Origin of the sequence: Pseudomonas sp. IT-232MI5 (genome assembly GCF_949767845.1) — a bacterium.
Lineage (GTDB): Bacteria > Pseudomonadota > Gammaproteobacteria > Pseudomonadales > Pseudomonadaceae > Aquipseudomonas.
In genome coordinates, this window is record NZ_CATKQE010000022.1 from 65820 (window position 1) to 85138 (window position 19319).

The following is a 19319-nucleotide window of genomic DNA, read 5'->3' on the forward strand; positions in this document are numbered from 1 at the left end:
CTTTCGCCGCCCTTCATTTCCTCGCGGCCATCACCTATTTAATTGTTGCGGAGTCCACCTTGCGTCTGTTCCACACCTCCGACTGGCACCTTGGGCAAAACCTGCACGGCCAGGAGCGCGATTTCGAGCATGCGTGCTTCCTCGAATGGCTGCTGCGCCAACTGCAACTGGCGCAGCCGGATGTGCTGCTGATCGCCGGGGACATCTTCGACACCGTCAATCCTCCGGTCAAAGCTCAGGAACGCCTCTACGACTTCATCGTCAGCGCCCACGAGCAGCAGCCGTTGCTGACCATCGTGATGATTGCCGGCAACCACGATTCCGGCTCGCGGATCGAACTGCCCGCGCCGCTGATGCGCCGTTTGCGCACCCATGCGCTGGGGCGGGTGTTGTGGCTGGATGACGGCCAACTGGATGCCGAACGCCTGCTGCTGCCGTTGCCGGATAAAACCGGCGAAGTCGCTGCATGGTGCCTGGCGCTGCCGTTCCTGCGCCCGGCGGAGGTGACTGGCGCACACTTGGGCGACAACTATTTGCGCGGTATCGGTCAGGTGCACGAATGGCTGATCGAAGCGGCCAACGCCAAACGCCAACCCGGTCAGGCGCTGATTGCCATCAGCCACGCGCACATGGCCGGCGGTTCAGTGTCGGAAGACTCTGAGCGCAGCCTGATCATCGGTAACGCGGAGGCCCTGCCCGCCAGCCTGTTCGGCCCGAGCATCAGCTATGTTGCCCTCGGCCATTTGCACAAGCCGCAGAAGGTCAACGCTGAAGAGCGCATCCGCTACAGCGGTTCGCCGATTCCATTGTCGTTCTCGGAGATTGGCTATCAGCACCAGATTCTCGACGTCACCCTTGATGGCGAAACCCTGGTCAGTGTCGAGCCGAAACTGATCCCGCGCTCGGTCAACTTGCAGCGCATCGGTCCGGCACCGCTGGCCGAGATTCTGCTGCAACTGGCCGATCTGCCGAACATCGATCTGCTCGCCGAAACCCAACGCCAGCCATGGCTGGAAGTGCGTGTAACCCTCGATGAACCGCAGCCGGATCTGCGCCATCAAGTTGAAAGCGCCCTGCAAGGCAAAGCCGTGCGGTTGGTACGCATCGCCGCCGAATACGCTGGCAACCGTGGCGCTGACGGTTCGGAGGACGGCAGCGCGCTGATCGAACTCGACCAGCTCACCCCGCAGGAACTGTTCAGCCGCGCTTGGCTCGACAACTATGGCAGTGAGGTCGACGAACAAACGCTGAAGGACTTCGCCGAACTGCTGCAGGACGTACAACTGGAGGGCGAGCAGCCATGAAGATTCTCGCCATTCGTTTGAAGAACCTAGCCTCGCTGGCCGGGCCGTTCGAGATTGATTTCACCGCTGAACCGCTGGCCAGCGCCGGGTTGTTCGCGATTACCGGCCCGACCGGCGCCGGTAAAAGTACTTTGCTCGATGCCTTGTGCCTGGCGCTGTTCGGCGCCGTGCCGCGTCTGAACAACACTGGCCGCGACGCCAAAGTCCCGGATGCCGACGGCGAAATCGCCACCGGCGACCCGCGCACCTTGCTGCGTCGCGGTACTGGCGAAGGTTATGCCGAAGTGGATTTCGTCGGTGTCGATGGCCGTCGTTATCGGGCGCGCTGGGAGGCCAACCGCGCCCGCGAGAAGGCCGGCGGCAAGTTGCAGGCCAGCCGGCAGAGCCTGCGCGATATCGATCAGGATCAACTGCTCGCCAGTCAGAAAGGCGAATACAAAACTCAACTGGAAGCTGCGCTCGGCCTGAACTTCGAACAGTTCACCCGCGCCGTGCTGCTGGCGCAGAGCGAGTTCAGCGCATTCCTCAAGGCAGACGACAACGACCGCAGCGAACTGCTGGAAAAACTCACCGACACCGCGCTGTACACCCGCCTCGGCCGCCGCGCCTTCGACAAGACCAAAGAGGCCCGCGAAGCGCACAAGCTGTTGCAGGATCAAGCCACCGGCGTCACGCCACTGGCGCCCGAAGCCCGGGCTGAACTGGATGAGCGTTTCAATGCTGCGCAACAGCAAATGAAGTTGCAGCAGGCGCAGCTCAAACAACTTGAGCAGCAGCACGCCTGGCTGAAGGATTTGCGTGTGTTGCAGGACGCGCAACAGGCCGCCACCGAGCAATTGCACAGCGCACAGCAGCAATCGCAAGGTCTGGCTGGCGAGCGGGTCAAGCTGACACGCCTGGAGCAACTCGGACCACAACGGCACCAGTTCGCGCGCAAAAGCGAACTCGATGCCCTGTTGACGCCACTGGCCGCGCAGATAGCCGCGCACACCCGGCAACACGCCGAACTGACTGAGCGCCAGACGCAACTGGAGCAGGATCTCGACGCGGCAAAAGTCGCCCTGAGCGAAGCACAGCAACGGCAAAGTGAAAACGCGCCGCTGTTGCGTCAGGCCTTTGAAGAACAAAGCACCCTCGCCCGTCTGGCCAAGGATGTCGCGCAAAGTGGCGAAGCCAGGCTCAATGCGCAGCAGGCTTGCACCGAAGGCCAGAACGCCATTCAAGCCTTGCTGGAAAAACAGACGCAGGTCGCCGAGCGCCTGCAGCGCATTGCCGCCGAGCTTGAGCAAAGCGCTCATCTGGCGCCGCTGAGCGACGCGTGGAATGCCTACCGCGATCGCCTGCAACAGCTGATGCTGATCGGCAACCGCTTGAACAAAGGCCAGGCCGAACTGGCGAGCCTTGAAGAAAACGCCACCCGCAGCGCTGAAGAACTGACCACGCAGAAACAGCAACTCGAAGTGCTGTTCAAAGAGGCTGGCGCCGAACCCGATGCCGTCGCCGAACAGATCGGTCTCCTCGGCACGCTGCTGCAGGACAACCGCAAGCAACTGCGCGCCTTCGAAGACTTGTCGCGTCTATGGGCCACGCAACAGGATCTGGACAAGCGCAGCAGTGAGTTGCAACAGCGTCAGCTCAGCGCCCAGCAGGAACGCGAACGCCTGACGCAGGACGGCGTGAAAAGCAAAGCCGAGCTGACCGTCGCCGAACAAACCCTCAATGTCACCCGCGAGCTGCTCGAACGCCAGCGCCTGGCGCGCAGTGCCAGCGTTGAAGAGTTGCGCGCGCAGTTGCAGGACGATCAGCCGTGCCCGGTCTGTGGCAGCAGCGAGCACCCGTATCATCAGCCCGAAGCGCTGCTGCAAAGCCTCGGTCGCCACGACGAAAGCGAGCAGGCCAACGCCCAGCAGGTGGTCGATCAGCTCAAGGAAAAACTCACTGAGCTGCGGGCCGAAGTTGTTGGCGTCATTGCTCAGCAGAAAGAACTGCTGCAACAGCAAGAACAACTGGCCGCCCAGCAGCAAGCGTTGGCGCCGAGCCTCGACGCGCATCCGCTGTCCGCGCAGTTGTTCAATCAGGATGCTGACAAGCGCGATGCCTGGCTCGCCCGGCAAAACGAGCAACTGAACCAGAGCATCACTCAGGACGAACAACGCCAGAGCGCCCTGCTCACCCTGCAACAGGACGCCGCGCGTCTGACCCAGCAATTGCGTCAGGCCGAAACCGCGCATCAGCAAGCGGCGCAGCACCTGAGCAATCAGCAGCGCGAGCTGAGCAGCGACCGTCAGCGCCTCGACGAAGAACTCACCGCGTTCGGCAATCTACTACCGGCCGACACCCTCGAAGCTTTGCGCCAGGAGCCGGCAGCAACCTTCATGCAACTTGACCGGCAGATCGCCGAGCGCTTGGCGCAGGTCGATCAGCAGAAGGAAGAACAGGCCGAGCAGCAACAGCGTCAACAAACGCTGGAGAAGGAACAGGATCGCCAACAAACCCGCGCGCAGCAGTTGCTCAGCGTCGAACAGCAATTCACGGCGCTGACCGAGCAGCAGCACACCTGCCAGCAGAAACTCGCGCAACTGCTCGGCGAACACAGCAGCGCCGAACACTGGCAGCAGCAACTTGAGCAAGCGGTCGAGCAGGCGCGCAATACCGAAACCGCTACCGCGCAGGAACTGCAAAACGTGCGCACGCAACTTGTGCAGATCGCTGCCGAGCTCAAGGCGCAGCAGGAGCGTTTGCAGGCCCTGGAAAACGAAGAGCAGGATCTGGCCGGCAAGATTGCCGACTGGCGCGCCCGCCATCCTGAACTGGACGACGGTGGCCTCGAAGACCTGTTGCGGGTTGACGATGCGCAAGTCGCCGAGCTGCGTCAGCGTCTGCAACACAATGAAAAAGCCATCGAACAAGCCAAGGTGTTGTTGCAGGAGCGTGACCAGCGTCTGCTCGATCATCAGGCGCAGCACAACGGCAACCTCGATGCCGAACAACTCGCCAGTGCCCTCGCCGAGCTGCAAAACCAGTTCAACCTCAGCGAGCAACAGTGCGCCGAATTGCGTGCCGAACAGGCCGAAGACCAGCGCCGGCAAAACGCCAATCAGGCGCTGGCGCAGCAGATTGCCTCGGCGTATGCCGAGTATCAACGCTGGGCGCGCCTGAGTGCCTTGATCGGCTCGGCCACCGGTGACACCTTCCGCAAGATCGCCCAGGCCTACAACCTCGACCTGCTGGTGCATCACGCCAACGTGCAACTGCGCCAACTGGTCAAACGCTACCGCCTGAAACGCGGCGGCAGCATGCTCGGTTTGCTGGTGATGGACACGGAAATGGGCGACGAACTGCGCTCGGTGCATTCGTTGTCTGGCGGCGAGACGTTCCTGGTGTCGCTGGCCCTCGCTCTGGGCTTGGCGTCAATGGCGTCGAGTACGCTGAAGATCGAGTCGCTGTTTATCGATGAAGGTTTCGGCAGCCTCGATCCGGAGTCGCTGCAACTGGCGATGGATGCGCTGGACGGTTTGCAGGCACAGGGCCGCAAAGTGGCGGTGATTTCCCACGTGCAGGAAATGCACGAGCGGATTCCGGTGCAGATTCAGGTGCAGCGTCAGGGCAATGGTTTGAGCACGCTGGAGGTGAAATGAACACGCTGTATTCCTTCCGCCGCTGCCCGTACGCGATGCGCGCGCGGATGGCGCTGCGTTATTCGAACGTGCCGGTGGAGATCGTTGAGGTCAGTCTCAAGGCCAAGCCGGCTGAGATGCTGGCGATCTCGCCCAAGGGCACGGTGCCGGTGCTGGATGCCGGTGGGCGGGTGATTGATGAGAGTCTGGAGATCATGCGCTGGGCGTTGGCGCAGAATGATCCGCAGGATTGGTTGCTTGATGGCGACTCGCGGATTGCTGAATTGATCGAAGAGAATGATCAAGGGTTCAAAGTGCATTTGAATCGCTACAAGTACGCCGAGCGTTACCCGGAGCAACCGATGGAGATTTATCGGGCTGAGGGGGCGCTGTACTTGCAGAGGCTGGAGGAGCTGCTTGAAGGTCGCGAATATTTGCTGGGCGATCATCCGAGCCTGGCGGATATCGCCCTGCTGCCCTTCGTTCGGCAGTTTGCCCATGTTGACCGCGAGTGGTTTGCGCAGACGCCTTATGTTCGCTTACAGGCCTGGTTGCAGCGTTTCCTCGAATCCGAACTGTTCACCTCGATCATGAAGAAATAACCTTACCTTCCTGCGTTGATCGTTCCCACGCTCTGCGTGGGAATGCCTCAAGGGACGCTCTGCGTTCCAATCGGACGCGGAGCGTCCGGGGCTGCGTTCCCACGCGGAGCGTGGGAACGATCACTCCTACAGGGTCAAGCCAGTGCGTTGCACATGCCGAGTGCCATGCAATCTATCTCGAACGGGCCGAGAAAATCGGCCGAGACCTTCACCGGTGGATTGCCGGCCATCAGCCCCAGAGTATTCGCCCGTTCGATGTTGTGCGCGATGGTGTGATTGGCCTCTATGGCCCGTGCCAGAGCTCCAACCGAGCCTTGACCTATTCCCAGCAATGAAGCGCCGTTGGTCATGATTGCCAGACTGGCAATGACCCAAAGTCTGTAGCCTTTCATGCGCCGCCGACTCCCGCGAGTTCGGCCCGATCGACCATCACGCTTTGCGAGCGGACTTCGAACTGGACGCCGGGATGGGCGACTTGAATCGGCGCGTCGAAGCTGTGTTCCATCTGCGAGGCGATGCTGACGACCAGCACCACGGCCAGGTACAGACCGATGACCAGATAGGCGCCGCGTTTGGCTGAATGAAGGATTGCGCTGGCCATGGTGTTCTCCCGTGGGCATGTTTCGATGTCCACAGAATCAATCAAAAAAGCCGCGCTAACCACTCAGGGTTTGCCATAGTAAACATCAGCTTCGTTGATTATTTAGCCAGTCTATTTGCGGGTTTGAAGAAACCTATCGTGCTGCGAAAAACACACGCAAACGCGTAGGAGCTGCCGAAGGCTGCGATCTGATCGTTCCCATGCTCAGCGTGGGAATGCCTCTTGGGACGCTCTGCGTCCAGTGACGCGGAGCGTCACGGGCTGCGTTCCCACGCGGAGCGTGGGAACGATCATCCCAAGGGCAAGATCAAGACTGCAGCCTTCGGCAGCTCCTACAGGGAGTTGTGCAGAACGGGCATTTCAGTGTTGGGCTTTGTGATCCAGGGCGGCGTAGAAGTTGGCGCTCTGTTGCAGGTATTTCTGGGTGTAGCTTTGGGTGTGGGATTTTTTGCTGGTGATTTCAACGTTGGCACTGGCTGGCAGCACCACGGTGGCGGAGATGGCGGAAGCGGCAATCACGGAGAAAAGATTGAAGTTCATGGCGGTAACCCTCGTGTTCGGTTGGCTTGCTTGCCCGGTTGGGCCGTGATGCAAACTTAACGCTCGAGGGTTGATCGCTTGAAATGCTTTGTAGCATTACCGGATATCAGCGCGATTAATACAAAGAGACAGGCCCCGCAAACCGGGGCCTGTGGCTTATTGTCGCACTAGAAACTTGACGTCGCTCGGCGCGTCCATCGGCAGTTTCTGCACGGTTTTGCCGAGCAGACCGGTCTTGCCATCACGCTCGACAACGACAATTTCGTTGCTTTTCTGGTTGGCGATCAGCAGAAATTTGCCACTAGGGTCGAGGCTGAATTCGCGCGGGTGATCACCTTCCACCGAACGTTTTTGCAGCTCTTTGAGCTGGCCGGTTGCCGGATCAATCGCGAACACCACCAGTTGATTGGCGGTGCCACGGTTGCTGACGTAGAGGAACTTGCCATCCGCCGAGGCGTGCAGCGCTGCAGCGGCTTTGTCCGAGGTCGGCTGGCCGGCGGCCAGATCGACCAGTTGCGTCTGGGTCAGCACGCCGTCGTTGTAGTCGAACACCGCAACCTGTGCGCTCATTTCCATGGTCAGCCAGGCGTGTTTGCCATCGGCGCTGAACAGCAAATGACGTGGGCCGCTGCCGGCGGGCAAGGCGACCGAGGCGGTTTTCGCCGGGGTCAACGGCAGTTCCGGGTTGGCTTTCGGGTCGAATTGGTAGATGAAGACTTTGTCCGCACCCAGGTCGTTGGAGAACACGTAGCGACCGTCCGGCGAGGAAACCGTCGAGTGCACGTGGTTGGAGGCCTGGCGCTCAGGATTGACCCGGCTGGCCGGGTGCGCGCTCATCTGCACCACCGGTTTGAGTTTGCCGTCGGCACCGACCGGCAATACCGCCAGCGTACCGCCCGGATCTTCCACCACCGAATAGTTGCTGACGAACAGGTGGCTGGTGTCACCGCTGAGGCTCGAATGGGTCGGCTCATTGCCCAGGCTCTGCACTTGACTGATCAGGTTCAGGGCGTGGGTTTTCGGATCAATCGAATAGCTGCTGACACGGCCAACCGGGTCTTTCTGACCCGGGCCGTTTTCGTTGACCACGAACAGACGTTTCTGGTCTTTGGACAGGGTCAGCCATGACGGGTTTTCGCTCTTGACCACTTGCAGCGGCTTGGCGGCGATCTGGCCGGTGGCACTGTCGAAGTTCATGCGATAGATGCCCTGGCTGGTGCCGGCGGTGTAGGAGCCGACCAGCAACTGGAAGTTCTCGGCAGAGGCCGTGGACAGCCCCATGGCGCCGACGCTGCCGGCCATCAGCAGCGGCCAGAATTTACGCATTTTCATCAGATTCTTCCTCATCATCGCTGCTGCTGACTACGTCGCCATGGCAGACCAGGCGGTGTTCGCCGATCGCTTTGGTCTCATTGAAATAACCGACGATCAGCCAGCTTTGCAGTGAGTCATCAAATGTTGCCGCTGCAACCTGAGCCGGAGTGAATTTCCAATGCTTGGCCGCTCGGCCATCGATGCATTCGATGTGCAGGTTGTCATCTTCGTCGAGGGCGAATTCGAAGGCGTGCAGGCCGTCGATTTCGACCATACCGCAGTGTTCGAGGGCGTTGAGAAGGATTTGGGCAGTCATGGCAGTAAAGTCTTTCAGGGGGGAAATCGGCAATGATAGCTCAAGAAGCACACTCGCCCTGTAGGAGCTGCCGAAGGCTGCGATCTTTTGATGTCTGATCGTTCCCACGCTCAGCGTGGGAACGATCAAAAAAAAGATCAAAGGATCGCAGCCTTCGGCAGCTCCTACAGGGGTGTTTTTCAGAGGGCTTCGCGGCTAGGTTTGCCATCAACCAGGCGCTGGATGCGCAGCGGGTTGGCGTTTTTCAGTGGCTCGGGCAACAAGCTGTCCGGGTAGTTCTGGAAGCACACCGGGCGCAGGAAACGGTCGATGGCCAGCGTGCCCACCGACGTGCCACGGGCATCGGACGTCGCCGGATACGGCCCGCCGTGCACCATCGAATCACAGACCTCGACACCGGTCGGATAACCGTTGAGCAGGATCCGCCCGACCTTCTGCTCCAGCAACGGCGTCAGCTCAGGGAAACGTTCGAAATCCGCCTGCTCGCCAATGATCGTCGCGGTCAGTTGCCCGTGCAGGCCATGCAGTGCGGCGCTGAGTTGCGCCTTGTCCGCCACTTCGACAATCACCGTGGTCGGGCCGAACACTTCTTCCTGCAGCACTTCATCGCCATCGATCAACAGGCTCGCATCGGCCTTGAACAATTGCGGTTGCGCCTGATTACCCTGCTGTGGATTGCCGGCCAGATGCTCAATGCCGGGATGCGCCAGCAGTTTCTGCAAGCCTTTGCCGTAACTGCCGAGGGTGCCGGCGTTGAGCATGGTTTGCGCCGGTTGATCACCGATCAAACCAGCGACTTGCTGCACGAACGCGCTGAACTGCGGCGAACGAATACCGATCACCAGACCGGGATTGGTACAGAACTGACCGCAGCCCTGCACCACAGATGCAGTGAGGTCACGAGCAACGGTTTCCGAACGCTCGGCAAGGGCTTGCGGCAGAACGATCACCGGGTTGATGCTCGACATCTCGGCGAACACCGGGATCGGTTGCGGGCGCGCAGCGGCCATGTCACAGAGAGCGCGACCGCCTTTGAGCGAACCGGTGAAACCCACTGCCTGAATTGCCGGATGCTTGACCAGCCATTCGCCGACGCCACCGCCGTAGATCATGTTGAATACGCCGGCCGGCATCGCGGTTTTTTCGGCAGCGCGGATCAGCGCATCAGCAACCAGTTCCGCTGTCGCCATGTGGCCGCTGTGGGCCTTGAACACCACCGGGCAACCGGCGGCGAGTGCCGAAGCGGTATCGCCGCCAGCCGTAGAAAAAGCCAGCGGGAAATTGCTCGCGCCGAACACTGCGACAGGGCCTAGGCCGATGCGGTATTGACGCAAATCCGGGCGCGGCAACGGCTGGCGATCCGCTAACGGCAGATCAATGCGCGCACCGTAGAAATCACCTCGGCGCAGGACTTTGGCGAACAGACGCATCTGCCCGCTGGTGCGTCCGCGCTCGCCTTGAATGCGTCCGGCCGGCAACGCCGTTTCGCGGCAGACCACAGCGACGAAGTCATCACCGAGCGCATCCAGCTCATCAGCAATCGCATCGAGAAACTGCGCGCGGCGTTCGGCGCTGAGGCTGCGATAAGCGGGGTAGGCGGCAGCGGCAGCTTTGGCTGCCGCGTCGACTTCTTCAACCGTGGCCTGAATGAAATCGTGCGGCAATTGTTCGCCCGTGGTTGCGTCGACCGAATGCAGTTTGACGTCGCCAGCGGCGCTGCGCTGACCACCGATGTAGTTGTGACCGAGAATCTGAGTCATGGGATCTCCTTAAAGGGTGCCGATGCTGTCCGGTTCATAAACCGCTGGGACCGGGACGATGCCGTTGAGCAGTGGCGCGCCGAATTCGGCCTGGCTGATTTCAAAGACGTCGCCCGGCTGGGTGCGGATGCCATCGGCGAACGACAGGGTCGCGGTGCCGAAGAAGTGAATGTGCACGTCACCGGGACGCAGGAATTGACTGTATTTGAAGTGGTGGTATTCGAGGTTGGCGAGGCTGTGGCACATGTTCGCCTCGCCACTGAGAAACTCGTTCTGCCAGAGCACTTCGCCGTCACGCAGGATGCGACTGGTGCCGGCCAGATGTTGAGGCAGTTCACCGGTGCGAAGTTCCGGGCCGTAACTGCAACTGCGCAATTTCGAGTGGGCGAGGTACAGGTAATTCTTGCGTTCCATGACATGGTCGGAGAACTCGTTGCCCACCGCAAAACCGAGACGGTAAGGCTTGCCGTCGTGGCCAATGATGTACAGGCCGGCCATCTCCGGCTCTTCGCCAGCGTCTTCGGCAAACGGCGGCACCGGGAAGGGTTGACCGGGGCGAACGACGATGCTGCCGTCGCCCTTGTAGAACCACTCCGGTTGCACACCGGCCTGCCCCGCCGCCGGTTTGCCACCCTCCACGCCCCATTTGAAGATGCGCATGGTGTCGGTCATCGCCGCTTCGTCGCCGGCCTGCTGGTGCATCTTGTCCCGCGCCGAGGCACTGCCAAGATGCGTCAGGCCGGTGCCGCTGATCAGCATGTGCGCCGGGTCCGGGTGATCGAGGGGCGGCAGCACGCGCAGTTGTGCGAGCAGCTCGGCGTAATCGTGGCTGATGCCGAGGCCGAGGGTTTGCACTTGCTGCTTCAGGGTGTTGCCGGCCTCGATGGCGGCCAGGGCCAGATCGCGCACGGAACGCGCGTCTTGCACTTCGCGCACCAGACCGTTGTCGACCACGCCGACGCGGCGTTCGCGGTTGCTTAATTCGAATTGAACCAGATGCATGATTTTCTCCTGTGTTATTCGAAACACCGCAGATCCTTGTAGGAGGGAGCCTGCTCGCGATAGCGGTGTGTCAGCCAAAAAGTTGTCAACTGATAGACCGCTATCGCGAGCAGGCTCACTCCTACAGGGGACCGGTGTGGGTCTGTCAGGTACGGGTGGCACCGCGTGCACTTGCTGCGAATTGGTCAACCGGGAGCACGTGTTTGCGCTCCAGCACGCGGTAGACGATGCCGGTCAGAATCAAGCCAAACACCATCACCCCCGAGAGGAAATACAGGCCTGACGCAAGATTGCCGGTGTACTCCTTCAACGCCCCAATCACAAACGGCCCGATGTACCCGCCAAGATTCCCCACCGAATTGATCAAGGCAATCCCCGCCGCTGCACTCGCGCCGGCAAAGAACCGTCCCGGCAAGGTCCAGAACACCGCCGTGCAGGAAAACAGCGCGAACGCCACCAGACACAGCGCCGCCAGTTGCGCCACCGGCAACGACAACCAGGCACTGAGGAACAGGCCAATCGCGCCCAGCACATAAAGCACGGCCAGATGCCCGTAGCGATCATTCAAGCGGTCAGAACTGCGCGGCACGATCAGCAAGCCGATGATCCCGAAGATGTACGGCACCGACGAGACGAAACCGGTGACCAGATCGCTGCCGCCAAACTGTTTGATCAGCGTCGGTAACCATAGACCGAGACCATAAATGCTCAACGTCACCGGCAGATAAAACAGCGCCAGCAGCAACACGCGTTTGTCTTTCAGCGCATGCAGCGGATTGCCGTGACGGGTCTGGCCGTATTCCTGCAGATCCTTTTTCAGCTCACCGGTCAGCCAGTCTTTCTCGGCCTGATCCATCCATTTCACTTGCTGCGGGCCATCCGGCAACCAGCGCAACACCGGCCAGGTCAGCAGGATCGCCGGAGTGCCGATGACGATGAACAGCCACTGCCAGCCGTGCAGCCCGAGGACGCCGTCCATGCCAAGCAAGCCGCCGGACACCGGACCGGTGATCATCATCGCGATCGGTTGGGAGAGGATGAACAGGCCGAGGATCTTGCCGCGATGGCGCACCGGGAACCATTGGGTGATGTAGTAGAGAACGCCGGGGAAGAACCCCGCCTCGGCCGCGCCGAGCAGAAAGCGCATGACGTAGAAACTGTGCGGGCCCTGGACGAAGGCCATGCCGATGGTGATCGCGCCCCAGGTGATCATGATCCGCGCAAACCAGCGCCGCGCACCGAAGCGTTCGAGCATCAGGTTGCTGGGGATTTCGAAAAGGAAGTAACCAATGAAGAACAGCCCGGCGCCGAGGCCGTAAGCCGCATCGCCGATGCCGATGTCGGCGCCCATGTGCAGCTTGGCGAAGCCGACGGCGGAGCGATCCACATAGGCGATCAGGTACAGCAGGATCAGGAAGGGAATCAGTTTCAGCGTAATGCGCCGTATCAGCCGCAGTTCCTGGCTCATGAGATCGGTCTCCGATTGTTGTTTTTATAGAACCTCGGGGGACGCCTCTCACGGAAAACCGTCAGGGCCATCCCTCCGTCGAAAACGACTATATAGTAATACTAATTCACCAACAACACTTCCAAACCTAGGATTTTGCGCTTAGATTAAGCCGTAGCTGGAACACTATAGTCATACAATAAGAGAATCGATCATGTCTGATAAGAAACCCACCCTGCGCTCCGCCCAATGGTTTGGCACGGCCGACAAGAACGGCTTCATGTACCGCAGCTGGATGAAGAATCAGGGCATCGCCGACCACCAGTTTCACGGCAAGCCGATCATCGGCATCTGCAACACCTGGTCGGAACTGACCCCGTGCAACGCGCACTTCCGCCAGATCGCGGAGCACGTCAAACGCGGGGTGATCGAGGCTGGCGGTTTTCCAGTGGAATTCCCGGTGTTCTCCAACGGCGAATCGAACCTGCGTCCGACCGCCATGCTCACCCGCAACCTGGCAAGCATGGACGTTGAAGAAGCGATTCGCGGCAATCCGATCGACGGCGTGGTGCTGTTGACCGGTTGCGACAAAACCACTCCAGCGCTGCTGATGGGCGCGGCGAGTTGCGATGTGCCAGCGATTGTTGTGACCGGCGGGCCGATGCTCAACGGCAAGCACAAGGGCAAGGACATCGGCTCGGGCACGGTGGTCTGGCAGCTCAGCGAACAGGTCAAGGCCGGCACCATCACGATTGACGATTTCCTTGCAGCCGAGGGCGGCATGTCGCGTTCGGCGGGCACCTGCAACACCATGGGCACCGCATCGACCATGGCTTGCATGGCTGAAGCACTCGGCACTTCGCTGCCGCACAACGCGGCGATCCCGGCAGTGGATGCGCGGCGTTATGTGTTGGCGCACATGTCCGGCATGCGTGCGGTAGAGATGGTTCGCGAAGATCTGAAACTGTCGAAGATCCTCACTAAAGAAGCCTTCGAGAATGCTATCCGGGTCAACGCTGCCATCGGTGGTTCGACCAACGCGGTGATTCACTTGAAAGCCATCGCCGGGCGCATCGGTGTTGAACTGGATCTGGACGACTGGACCCGCATCGGGCGCGGCATGCCGACCATTGTCGACCTGCAACCGTCGGGGCGTTTTCTGATGGAAGAGTTCTATTACGCCGGTGGTTTGCCAGCGGTGCTGCGTCGTCTCGGTGAGGCCAATCTGATTCCAAATCCGAATGCACTGACGGTGAACGGCAAGTCGATCGGCGAGAACACCAAGGACGCGCCGATCTATGGCGAAGACGAGGTGATCCGCACGCTCGACAATCCGATTCGCGCCGACGGTGGTATCTGCGTATTGCGCGGCAATCTGGCGCCACTGGGTGCGGTGCTCAAGCCATCTGCCGCGACCCCGGAATTGATGCAGCATCGCGGCCGTGCGGTGGTGTTTGAAAACTTCGACATGTACAAGGCGCGGATCAACGATCCGGAACTGGATGTCGATAAGGATTCGATTCTGGTGATGAAGAACTGCGGGCCGAAGGGTTATCCGGGCATGGCCGAAGTCGGCAACATGGGTTTGCCGGCCAAGTTGCTGGCGCAGGGTGTGACGGACATGGTGCGCATTTCCGATGCACGGATGAGCGGCACGGCGTATGGCACCGTAGTTTTGCACGTGGCGCCGGAAGCGGCGGCCGGCGGGCCTCTGGCGACAGTGAAGGAAGGCGACTGGATCGAGCTGGATTGCGCCACCGGGCGTTTGCACCTGGATATTCCGGATGCCGAACTGGCGGCGCGCATGGCGGATCTGCAGCCACCGCAGCAGTTGTTGGTGGGCGGCTATCGTCAGCTGTACATCGACCATGTGCTGCAGGCGGATCAGGGCTGTGACTTCGATTTCCTTGTCGGTTGCCGAGGGGCTGAAGTGCCGCGCCATTCCCATTAAAATCAAAAGATCGCAGCCTTCGGCAGCTCCTACATTGGAATGCATTTGATCGTTCCCACGCTCCGCGTGGGAACGATCATTACCCGCCTCAAGATTGTCTGGTGCCTGCTATGATGCGCGGCATCTCCATCGCTCAGGATCGCGCCACTCCCCATGGATTACCGCAAACCCTCCGACCGTAAAAGCATGCACTCGCGCATCGTCCAGGAACTGGGCATGCAGATCGTCTCCGGACGCTTTTTGCCCGACGACAAACTGCCCGCCGAAGCCTTGCTCTGCGAGGAGTACGCGGTCAGCCGGCCGGTATTGCGTGAAGCCACACGGGTATTGGTAGCCAAAGGTCTGGTGTATTCCAAGCCACGCGTGGGCACGGTGGTCAAAGCACGCCGCGAGTGGCACATGCTCGATCCCGATGTACTGCATTGGCTGATGCAAAGCAGCCCGCAGAATGAATTCTTCAATGTGCTGACCAGTGTGCGCAGCATTATCGAACCGGCGGCTGCCGCCCTCGCCGCTCAACATGCGACCGAGGCGGATATTGCCGCAATTGGTGAGGCGTATCAGCGCATGGAAGCGGCGCCGACGCCGGAAGCGTTGTTGCAACCGGATCTGGATTTTCATAGCCGGATTGCTGATGCGACGCACAATGATTTGCTGGCGAACCTGTGCAATATGTTGTCGGTGGCGATTGCAGAGGCGTTGAAGCATTCGAATCAGCGGCCGAATCTGCATGAATTGGCGTTGCCTCGGCATAAGGCGATTCTTACGGCCATCGAGAATCGTGATGCCCTCGGTGCTCGGCATGCGACGTTGGTGCAGCTGGATGATGCGCGTAGTGCTTTGAGTGTTGTGCTTGGCGCTGAACTCACTTAACGCTTGAGATCCTCTGCCCTCACCCTAGCCCTCCCGAAACGTCGGACCGCCCAGAGGTAGAGGGGACCGATTGGGGGATATTCGAGATTTACGCCGACTTGAACGATTTGCTGTGAATCCATAATCGACTCGGTATCTCAGGTCGATGTATCAAGCCGCACCACTCGGTCAGTCCCCTCTCCCTCGGGGAGAGGGTTAGGGTGAGGGGCTCTTGATCTTCAGCCACAAAAAAAGCCGCAACCCAAAGGTTGCGGCTTTGTCGTTTCAGCCCTTCAGATCAATGCGCAAACAGCGAATTACCCTTCTGCCCCGCCAGTTTCTCCGGCTTGATCAGGAACTTCGCCAGTGCCGGCAGCAGCCACAGCGCACCGAACATGTTCCACAGCAGCATGAAGGTCAGCATCAGGCCCATGTCGGCCTGGAACTTGATCGCCGAGAAGATCCAGGTGCACACGCCGATCGCCAGGCACAGGCCGGTGAACAGCACCGCTTTACCGGTGGATTTCAGCGTCTGGTAATAGGCTTCCTGCAGCGGCAGGCCGGCGCGCAGGAAACTTTCCAGACGGCTGTAGATGTAGATGCCGTAGTCGACACCAATCCCCACACCCAGCGCCACCACTGGCAACGTTGCGACTTTCACGCCGATGCCCATGAACGCCATCAGCGCGTTGCCGAGAACCGAGGTCAGCACCAGCGGCAGGACGATGCACAGGGTCGCCGCCCACGAACGGAAGGTGATCATGCACATCACCGCCACGCAGATGTACACGAGAACCAGGATAGTCAGCTCAGCCTGTTTGATGACTTCGTTGGTGGCCGCTTCGATCCCGGCGTTACCGGCAGCAAGGATGAATTCCAGGCCGTCCTTGTTATTTTCCTGGGCAAATTCCTGCACCGCGTGCACCGCACGATCGAGGGTTTCGGCCTTGTGATCGTTGAGGAACACCAGCACCGGCGCCAGCGAGCAACTGTTGTTGTACAAGCCATCGGCACGGGCAATCGAGTTGTTCAGCACGTCCGGGTTGCGCGACAGGGTTTCCCATTTCAGGTTGCCCTCGTTCATGCCCTTGATCATCTGTTTGGACACGGTCACCAGCGAGATCGCCGACTGCACGCCCTCGGTGTTCTGCATCTTCCACATCAACTGATCGATCGGCGCCATGGCTTCATAACGCGAACAGCCTTCGGCTTTGGTCTTGACCATCACCACCAGTACGTCAGAGCTGGTGGAGTAATTGCTGATGATGAAGTTGTTGTCCTTGTTGTAGCGCGAGTCCGGACGTAGCTCCGGTGCGCCCTGATCGAGGTCGCCGATTTTCAGGTTCTGGCTGTACCAGAGGCCGCCACCGAAGGCGATCAGCGCCAGCACCACCGAAATGCGTGCGACTTTCGGGTTGGCGAAATTCGACAGCAGCCGCCAGAACGGATGTTCGCGGTTCGCGTCTTTCTTGCTCTTGGCAATCGCGCGCTTGCTGATGCCGACATAGGAAATCGCCACCGGCAGCAGAATCAGGTTGGTGAAGACGATCACCGCCACGCCGATGGAGGCGCCGATGGCCAGTTCACGGATCACGCCGATATCGATGATCAATAGCGTGATGAAACCCACCGCATCCGCCAGAATCGCGATCATCCCCGGCAGGAACAGTTGCCGGAAGGTCCGCCGCGCTGCGGTCAGCGCGTTGTCGGCCTCACTGGATTGCAGGGCGATACCGTTGATCTTCTGCACGCCGTGGGAAATACCGATGGCGAAGATCAGGAATGGCACCAGCATCGAATACGGATCAAGCCCGAAGCCAAAGAAGTGCATCAGACCGAGCTGCCAGACCACCGCCACCAGCGTCGTGCTCAACACCGCAATGGTGCTGCGTACGCAGTTGGTGAACCACAGCAGCAGAATCAGGGTAATGACGAAGGCGATGCCGAAGAACAGCACGACCATCACCAGACCATCGATCAGGTCGCCGACCTTCTTGGCGAAACCGACGATGTGGATTTTGACGTTGGGGTTCTGCGCTTCGAACTTGTTGCGGATCTTGTCTTCGAGTTCATGGGAGAACTTGCGGTAGTCCAGCGCGAGCAACTTGCCCTGGTCTTCCGGGTCCGGGTAGGACTCCAGCAGCGGGATGTCGACGATGCTCGACTTGAAGTCGTTGGCCACCAGACGCCCGACCTGGCCGGACTTGAGCACGTTGTTGCGCAGCAGATCGAGGCTGTCCTGCGAGCCGTTGTAGCTCTGCGGGATCACTTCACCGCCGGCAAAACCCTCTTCGGTCACTTCGGTCCAGCGTACGCTCGGACTCCACAGCGACTTCAGCCCGGAGCGGTCGACGCCGGAGATGTAGAACACCTCGTCGTTGATCTGGCGCAGGGTCTCCATGTACTCCTTGGAGAAGATGTCGCCGTCCTTGGCTTCCACCGAAATGCGCACGGTGTTGCCCAGGTTCGCCAGATCGTTGCGGTGCTCCATCATCTTTTCGATGAAGGGATGCTTGAGCGGGATCATTTTTTCGAAACTGGTCGATGGCCGGATCAGCGTGGCCTGCCAGAACAGGAAAATGCTCACCACCAGACAGATCAGGATCACGGCCGGGCGGTTGTTGAAAATCAGGCGCTCAAGAAACGTCGCCTTGTCCTGCTGAGGAGTGATCAAGGAAGTCATAGCCCCGCCTTCTTGTTATTGATCTCGGCACCGTTTGGCTGCGTGGTGTGAAGCCCACCCTGCCCGCTCAGAATCAAGTTGCCGTCGCCGGCAGCGGTGACCGATGACAGCGAGATGCGGTCCGGACGGTTGAACACGCTGAAGGTTTCGCCGTTGTCGCTGCTGCTGATCACCGAACCGCCGTTGCCGACGATGACGATCGAGCCGTCTTCGAGCAGCGTCGCACCGGAGAGGCCGAACTCCAGCGCACCGCGCGCAGCTTTCAGTTCGACCTGCTCCCAGGTGCTGCCGAAATCGGTGGAGCGGTAGAGGTTGCCGCGCAAGCCGTAGGCCAGCAGGGTCTGCGGTTGGGCCGTGCCGATCACGCCGAAGAGCGAACCTTCGTACGGGCCTTCGAGTTTTTCCCAGGTCTGACCGTCGTCGGCGGAGCGGAACATGCTGCCCGACTCGCCAACGATGAACAGCCCGGCGTCTTTCACCGCGGCGATGGCGTTAAGGTGGAATTGATCTTCGTTGTCGAGGCGGTCGCTGACGTCTTCCCAGTTCTTGCCGCCGTCGGTGGTTTCCAGCAGCGCGCCGTACGCGCCCACAGCGAGGCCACTGTTGACGTCCTTGAACCAGACGTCGAGCAGCGGCGACTCACGTTTGAGGTCTTCGAATTGCTTGGTCCAGGTCAGACCGCCGTCTGCGCTGGCGAGGATTTGCGCGTCGTGGCCGACCGCCCAGCCGTGCTTGTCGTCGACAAAGTACACCGCCGTCAGCAGTTGCCGGGTCGGCACTTTGGCCTGGGTCCAGGTTTTGCCCTGGTCATCGGAATAGAGAATGTGCCCACGATCGCCGACCGCGACCAGGCGCGCGCCAGCGTGGACGACATCGAGAATCAGACTTTTCGCGGCTTTCGCAGATTCGGTGGCATAGACCACGTCAGCCGGGGCCTCGGCGGCAATCACAGGTGCCGATAACGTGGCAAAGCCCAGCAGAGAGAGTGCTGTGGCCAGCAACGCGGTGTTGCGTAACGCCGGCGGGCGGCAACGACTCATAGACCTTCCCCTATTTATTATTGTTAGGCCATCTGGCCTTCAAGGGCGCCGCAAGTGTGCTCCGCTGATGGCTGGTCAGAAGCATAGTCCTGAAACCCGCAATCCAGAGCCACTTCGGAAGCTGGCTCATCCTATCGGGCTTTCGAAACGTCTGACAATCGGCGCCACGTTATCTTTTGTTAACCGCATTGCTGACGAATTTCACCCTGTAGGAGTGAGCCTGCTCGCGATAGCGGTGTATCAGGTAAGAATTCATTGACTGACACACCGCTATCGCGAGCAGGCTCACT

Annotated in this window: 15 protein-coding genes; 5 read left to right on the top strand and 10 right to left on the bottom strand. The window is 60.2% G+C overall.

From position 1 onward, the window contains the following. The first annotated feature begins 59 nt into the window (after window positions 1-59). The 3 genes from ACM6JQ_RS13575 to ACM6JQ_RS13585 are packed head-to-tail and all read left to right on the top strand — an operon-like array spanning window position 60 to window position 5523. Window positions 60-1304 carry an exonuclease SbcCD subunit D C-terminal domain-containing protein gene (locus tag ACM6JQ_RS13575; protein ID WP_414893985.1) on the top strand — a complete coding sequence of 415 codons (1245 nt, stop codon included), beginning with the start codon at window positions 60-62 and terminating at the stop codon, window positions 1302-1304. After that, the gene (locus ACM6JQ_RS13580) at window positions 1301-4942 is read left to right on the top strand and encodes an AAA family ATPase (RefSeq protein ID WP_414893986.1); all 3642 of its coding nucleotides are present in this window, start codon (window positions 1301-1303) and stop codon (window positions 4940-4942) included. The genes ACM6JQ_RS13575 and ACM6JQ_RS13580 overlap by 4 nt, the downstream gene beginning before the upstream one ends. Further along, window positions 4939-5523 (top strand): glutathione S-transferase, encoded by a 585-nt coding sequence (locus ACM6JQ_RS13585; RefSeq protein WP_414893987.1) that lies wholly within the window; start codon window positions 4939-4941, stop codon window positions 5521-5523. Before ACM6JQ_RS13580 ends, ACM6JQ_RS13585 begins: the two co-directional genes overlap by 4 nt. Before the next feature lie 134 nt (window positions 5524-5657). Here the strand turns inward: ACM6JQ_RS13585 and ACM6JQ_RS13590 are convergent, their stop codons facing one another. The 8 genes from ACM6JQ_RS13590 to ACM6JQ_RS13625 form a co-directional block, all read right to left on the bottom strand. Further along, window positions 5658-5915, bottom strand: coding sequence for a hypothetical protein (locus ACM6JQ_RS13590; RefSeq protein WP_007916537.1), 258 nt, complete (start codon window positions 5913-5915; stop codon window positions 5658-5660). After that, window positions 5912-6124 (bottom strand): hypothetical protein, encoded by a 213-nt coding sequence (locus ACM6JQ_RS13595; RefSeq protein ID WP_007916539.1) that lies wholly within the window; start codon window positions 6122-6124, stop codon window positions 5912-5914. Before ACM6JQ_RS13595 ends, ACM6JQ_RS13590 begins: the two co-directional genes overlap by 4 nt. 360 nt (window positions 6125-6484) lie before the next feature. Further along, on the bottom strand, window positions 6485-6664 hold the full coding sequence (locus ACM6JQ_RS13600) for a hypothetical protein (protein WP_095111451.1): 180 nt from the start codon (window positions 6662-6664) through the stop codon (window positions 6485-6487). A 156-nt stretch (window positions 6665-6820) separates the two neighbouring features. Then, on the bottom strand, window positions 6821-7996 hold the full coding sequence (locus ACM6JQ_RS13605) for a lactonase family protein (protein ID WP_414893988.1): 1176 nt from the start codon (window positions 7994-7996) through the stop codon (window positions 6821-6823). After that, window positions 7983-8294 (bottom strand): DUF5629 family protein, encoded by a 312-nt coding sequence (locus ACM6JQ_RS13610; protein WP_414893990.1) that lies wholly within the window; start codon window positions 8292-8294, stop codon window positions 7983-7985. The genes ACM6JQ_RS13605 and ACM6JQ_RS13610 overlap by 14 nt, the downstream gene beginning before the upstream one ends. A gap of 179 nt (window positions 8295-8473) precedes the next feature. Further along, window positions 8474-10054: an aldehyde dehydrogenase (NADP(+)) gene (locus ACM6JQ_RS13615; RefSeq protein ID WP_414893991.1), complete on the bottom strand. Its 1581-nt coding sequence runs from the start codon at window positions 10052-10054 to the stop codon at window positions 8474-8476. A gap of 9 nt (window positions 10055-10063) precedes the next feature. Next, on the bottom strand, window positions 10064-11056 hold the full coding sequence (araD1, locus tag ACM6JQ_RS13620) for an AraD1 family protein (RefSeq protein WP_414893992.1): 993 nt from the start codon (window positions 11054-11056) through the stop codon (window positions 10064-10066). Window positions 11057-11201: 145 nt separating this feature from the next. Next, complete coding sequence (locus ACM6JQ_RS13625; protein ID WP_007917982.1) at window positions 11202-12524, bottom strand: MFS transporter; 1323 nt, start codon at window positions 12522-12524, stop codon at window positions 11202-11204. Between the two features lie 193 nt (window positions 12525-12717). Here ACM6JQ_RS13625 and ACM6JQ_RS13630 point away from each other — a divergent pair, with 193 nt between their 5' ends. Together ACM6JQ_RS13630 and ACM6JQ_RS13635 are read left to right on the top strand one after the other, a co-directional pair. Beyond that, a complete protein-coding gene (locus ACM6JQ_RS13630) occupies window positions 12718-14454 on the top strand; it encodes an IlvD/Edd family dehydratase (protein WP_007917984.1) in 1737 nt (578 codons plus the stop codon). 153 nt (window positions 14455-14607) lie between these two features. Then, complete coding sequence (locus ACM6JQ_RS13635) at window positions 14608-15327, top strand: FadR/GntR family transcriptional regulator (protein WP_064392969.1); 720 nt, start codon at window positions 14608-14610, stop codon at window positions 15325-15327. A 277-nt stretch (window positions 15328-15604) separates the two neighbouring features. Here the strand turns inward: ACM6JQ_RS13635 and ACM6JQ_RS13640 are convergent, their stop codons facing one another. Further along, a complete protein-coding gene (locus ACM6JQ_RS13640) occupies window positions 15605-17989 on the bottom strand; it encodes an efflux RND transporter permease subunit (protein WP_095111456.1) in 2385 nt (794 codons plus the stop codon). Next, window positions 17986-19029 carry a WD40/YVTN/BNR-like repeat-containing protein gene (locus ACM6JQ_RS13645; protein ID WP_007917990.1) on the bottom strand — a complete coding sequence of 348 codons (1044 nt, stop codon included), beginning with the start codon at window positions 19027-19029 and terminating at the stop codon, window positions 17986-17988. Before ACM6JQ_RS13645 ends, ACM6JQ_RS13640 begins: the two co-directional genes overlap by 4 nt. Window positions 19030-19319 lie beyond the last annotated feature (290 nt).

Coding starts and splice junctions, on each gene's coding strand:
- ACM6JQ_RS13635 (WP_064392969.1), top strand. CDS start 14,608: ATGGATTACCGCAAACCCTCCGACCGTAAAAGCATGCACTCGCGCATC.
- ACM6JQ_RS13585 (WP_414893987.1), top strand. CDS start 4,939: ATGAACACGCTGTATTCCTTCCGCCGCTGCCCGTACGCGATGCGCGCG.
- ACM6JQ_RS13595 (WP_007916539.1), bottom strand. CDS start 6,124: ATGGCCAGCGCAATCCTTCATTCAGCCAAACGCGGCGCCTATCTGGTC.
- ACM6JQ_RS13625 (WP_007917982.1), bottom strand. CDS start 12,524: ATGAGCCAGGAACTGCGGCTGATACGGCGCATTACGCTGAAACTGATT.
- ACM6JQ_RS13580 (WP_414893986.1), top strand. CDS start 1,301: ATGAAGATTCTCGCCATTCGTTTGAAGAACCTAGCCTCGCTGGCCGGG.
- ACM6JQ_RS13640 (WP_095111456.1), bottom strand. CDS start 17,989: ATGACTTCCTTGATCACTCCTCAGCAGGACAAGGCGACGTTTCTTGAG.
- ACM6JQ_RS13610 (WP_414893990.1), bottom strand. CDS start 8,294: ATGACTGCCCAAATCCTTCTCAACGCCCTCGAACACTGCGGTATGGTC.
- ACM6JQ_RS13590 (WP_007916537.1), bottom strand. CDS start 5,915: ATGAAAGGCTACAGACTTTGGGTCATTGCCAGTCTGGCAATCATGACC.
- ACM6JQ_RS13645 (WP_007917990.1), bottom strand. CDS start 19,029: ATGAGTCGTTGCCGCCCGCCGGCGTTACGCAACACCGCGTTGCTGGCC.
- araD1 (WP_414893992.1), bottom strand. CDS start 11,056: ATGCATCTGGTTCAATTCGAATTAAGCAACCGCGAACGCCGCGTCGGC.
- ACM6JQ_RS13630 (WP_007917984.1), top strand. CDS start 12,718: ATGTCTGATAAGAAACCCACCCTGCGCTCCGCCCAATGGTTTGGCACG.
- ACM6JQ_RS13605 (WP_414893988.1), bottom strand. CDS start 7,996: ATGAAAATGCGTAAATTCTGGCCGCTGCTGATGGCCGGCAGCGTCGGC.
- ACM6JQ_RS13615 (WP_414893991.1), bottom strand. CDS start 10,054: ATGACTCAGATTCTCGGTCACAACTACATCGGTGGTCAGCGCAGCGCC.
- ACM6JQ_RS13600 (WP_095111451.1), bottom strand. CDS start 6,664: ATGAACTTCAATCTTTTCTCCGTGATTGCCGCTTCCGCCATCTCCGCC.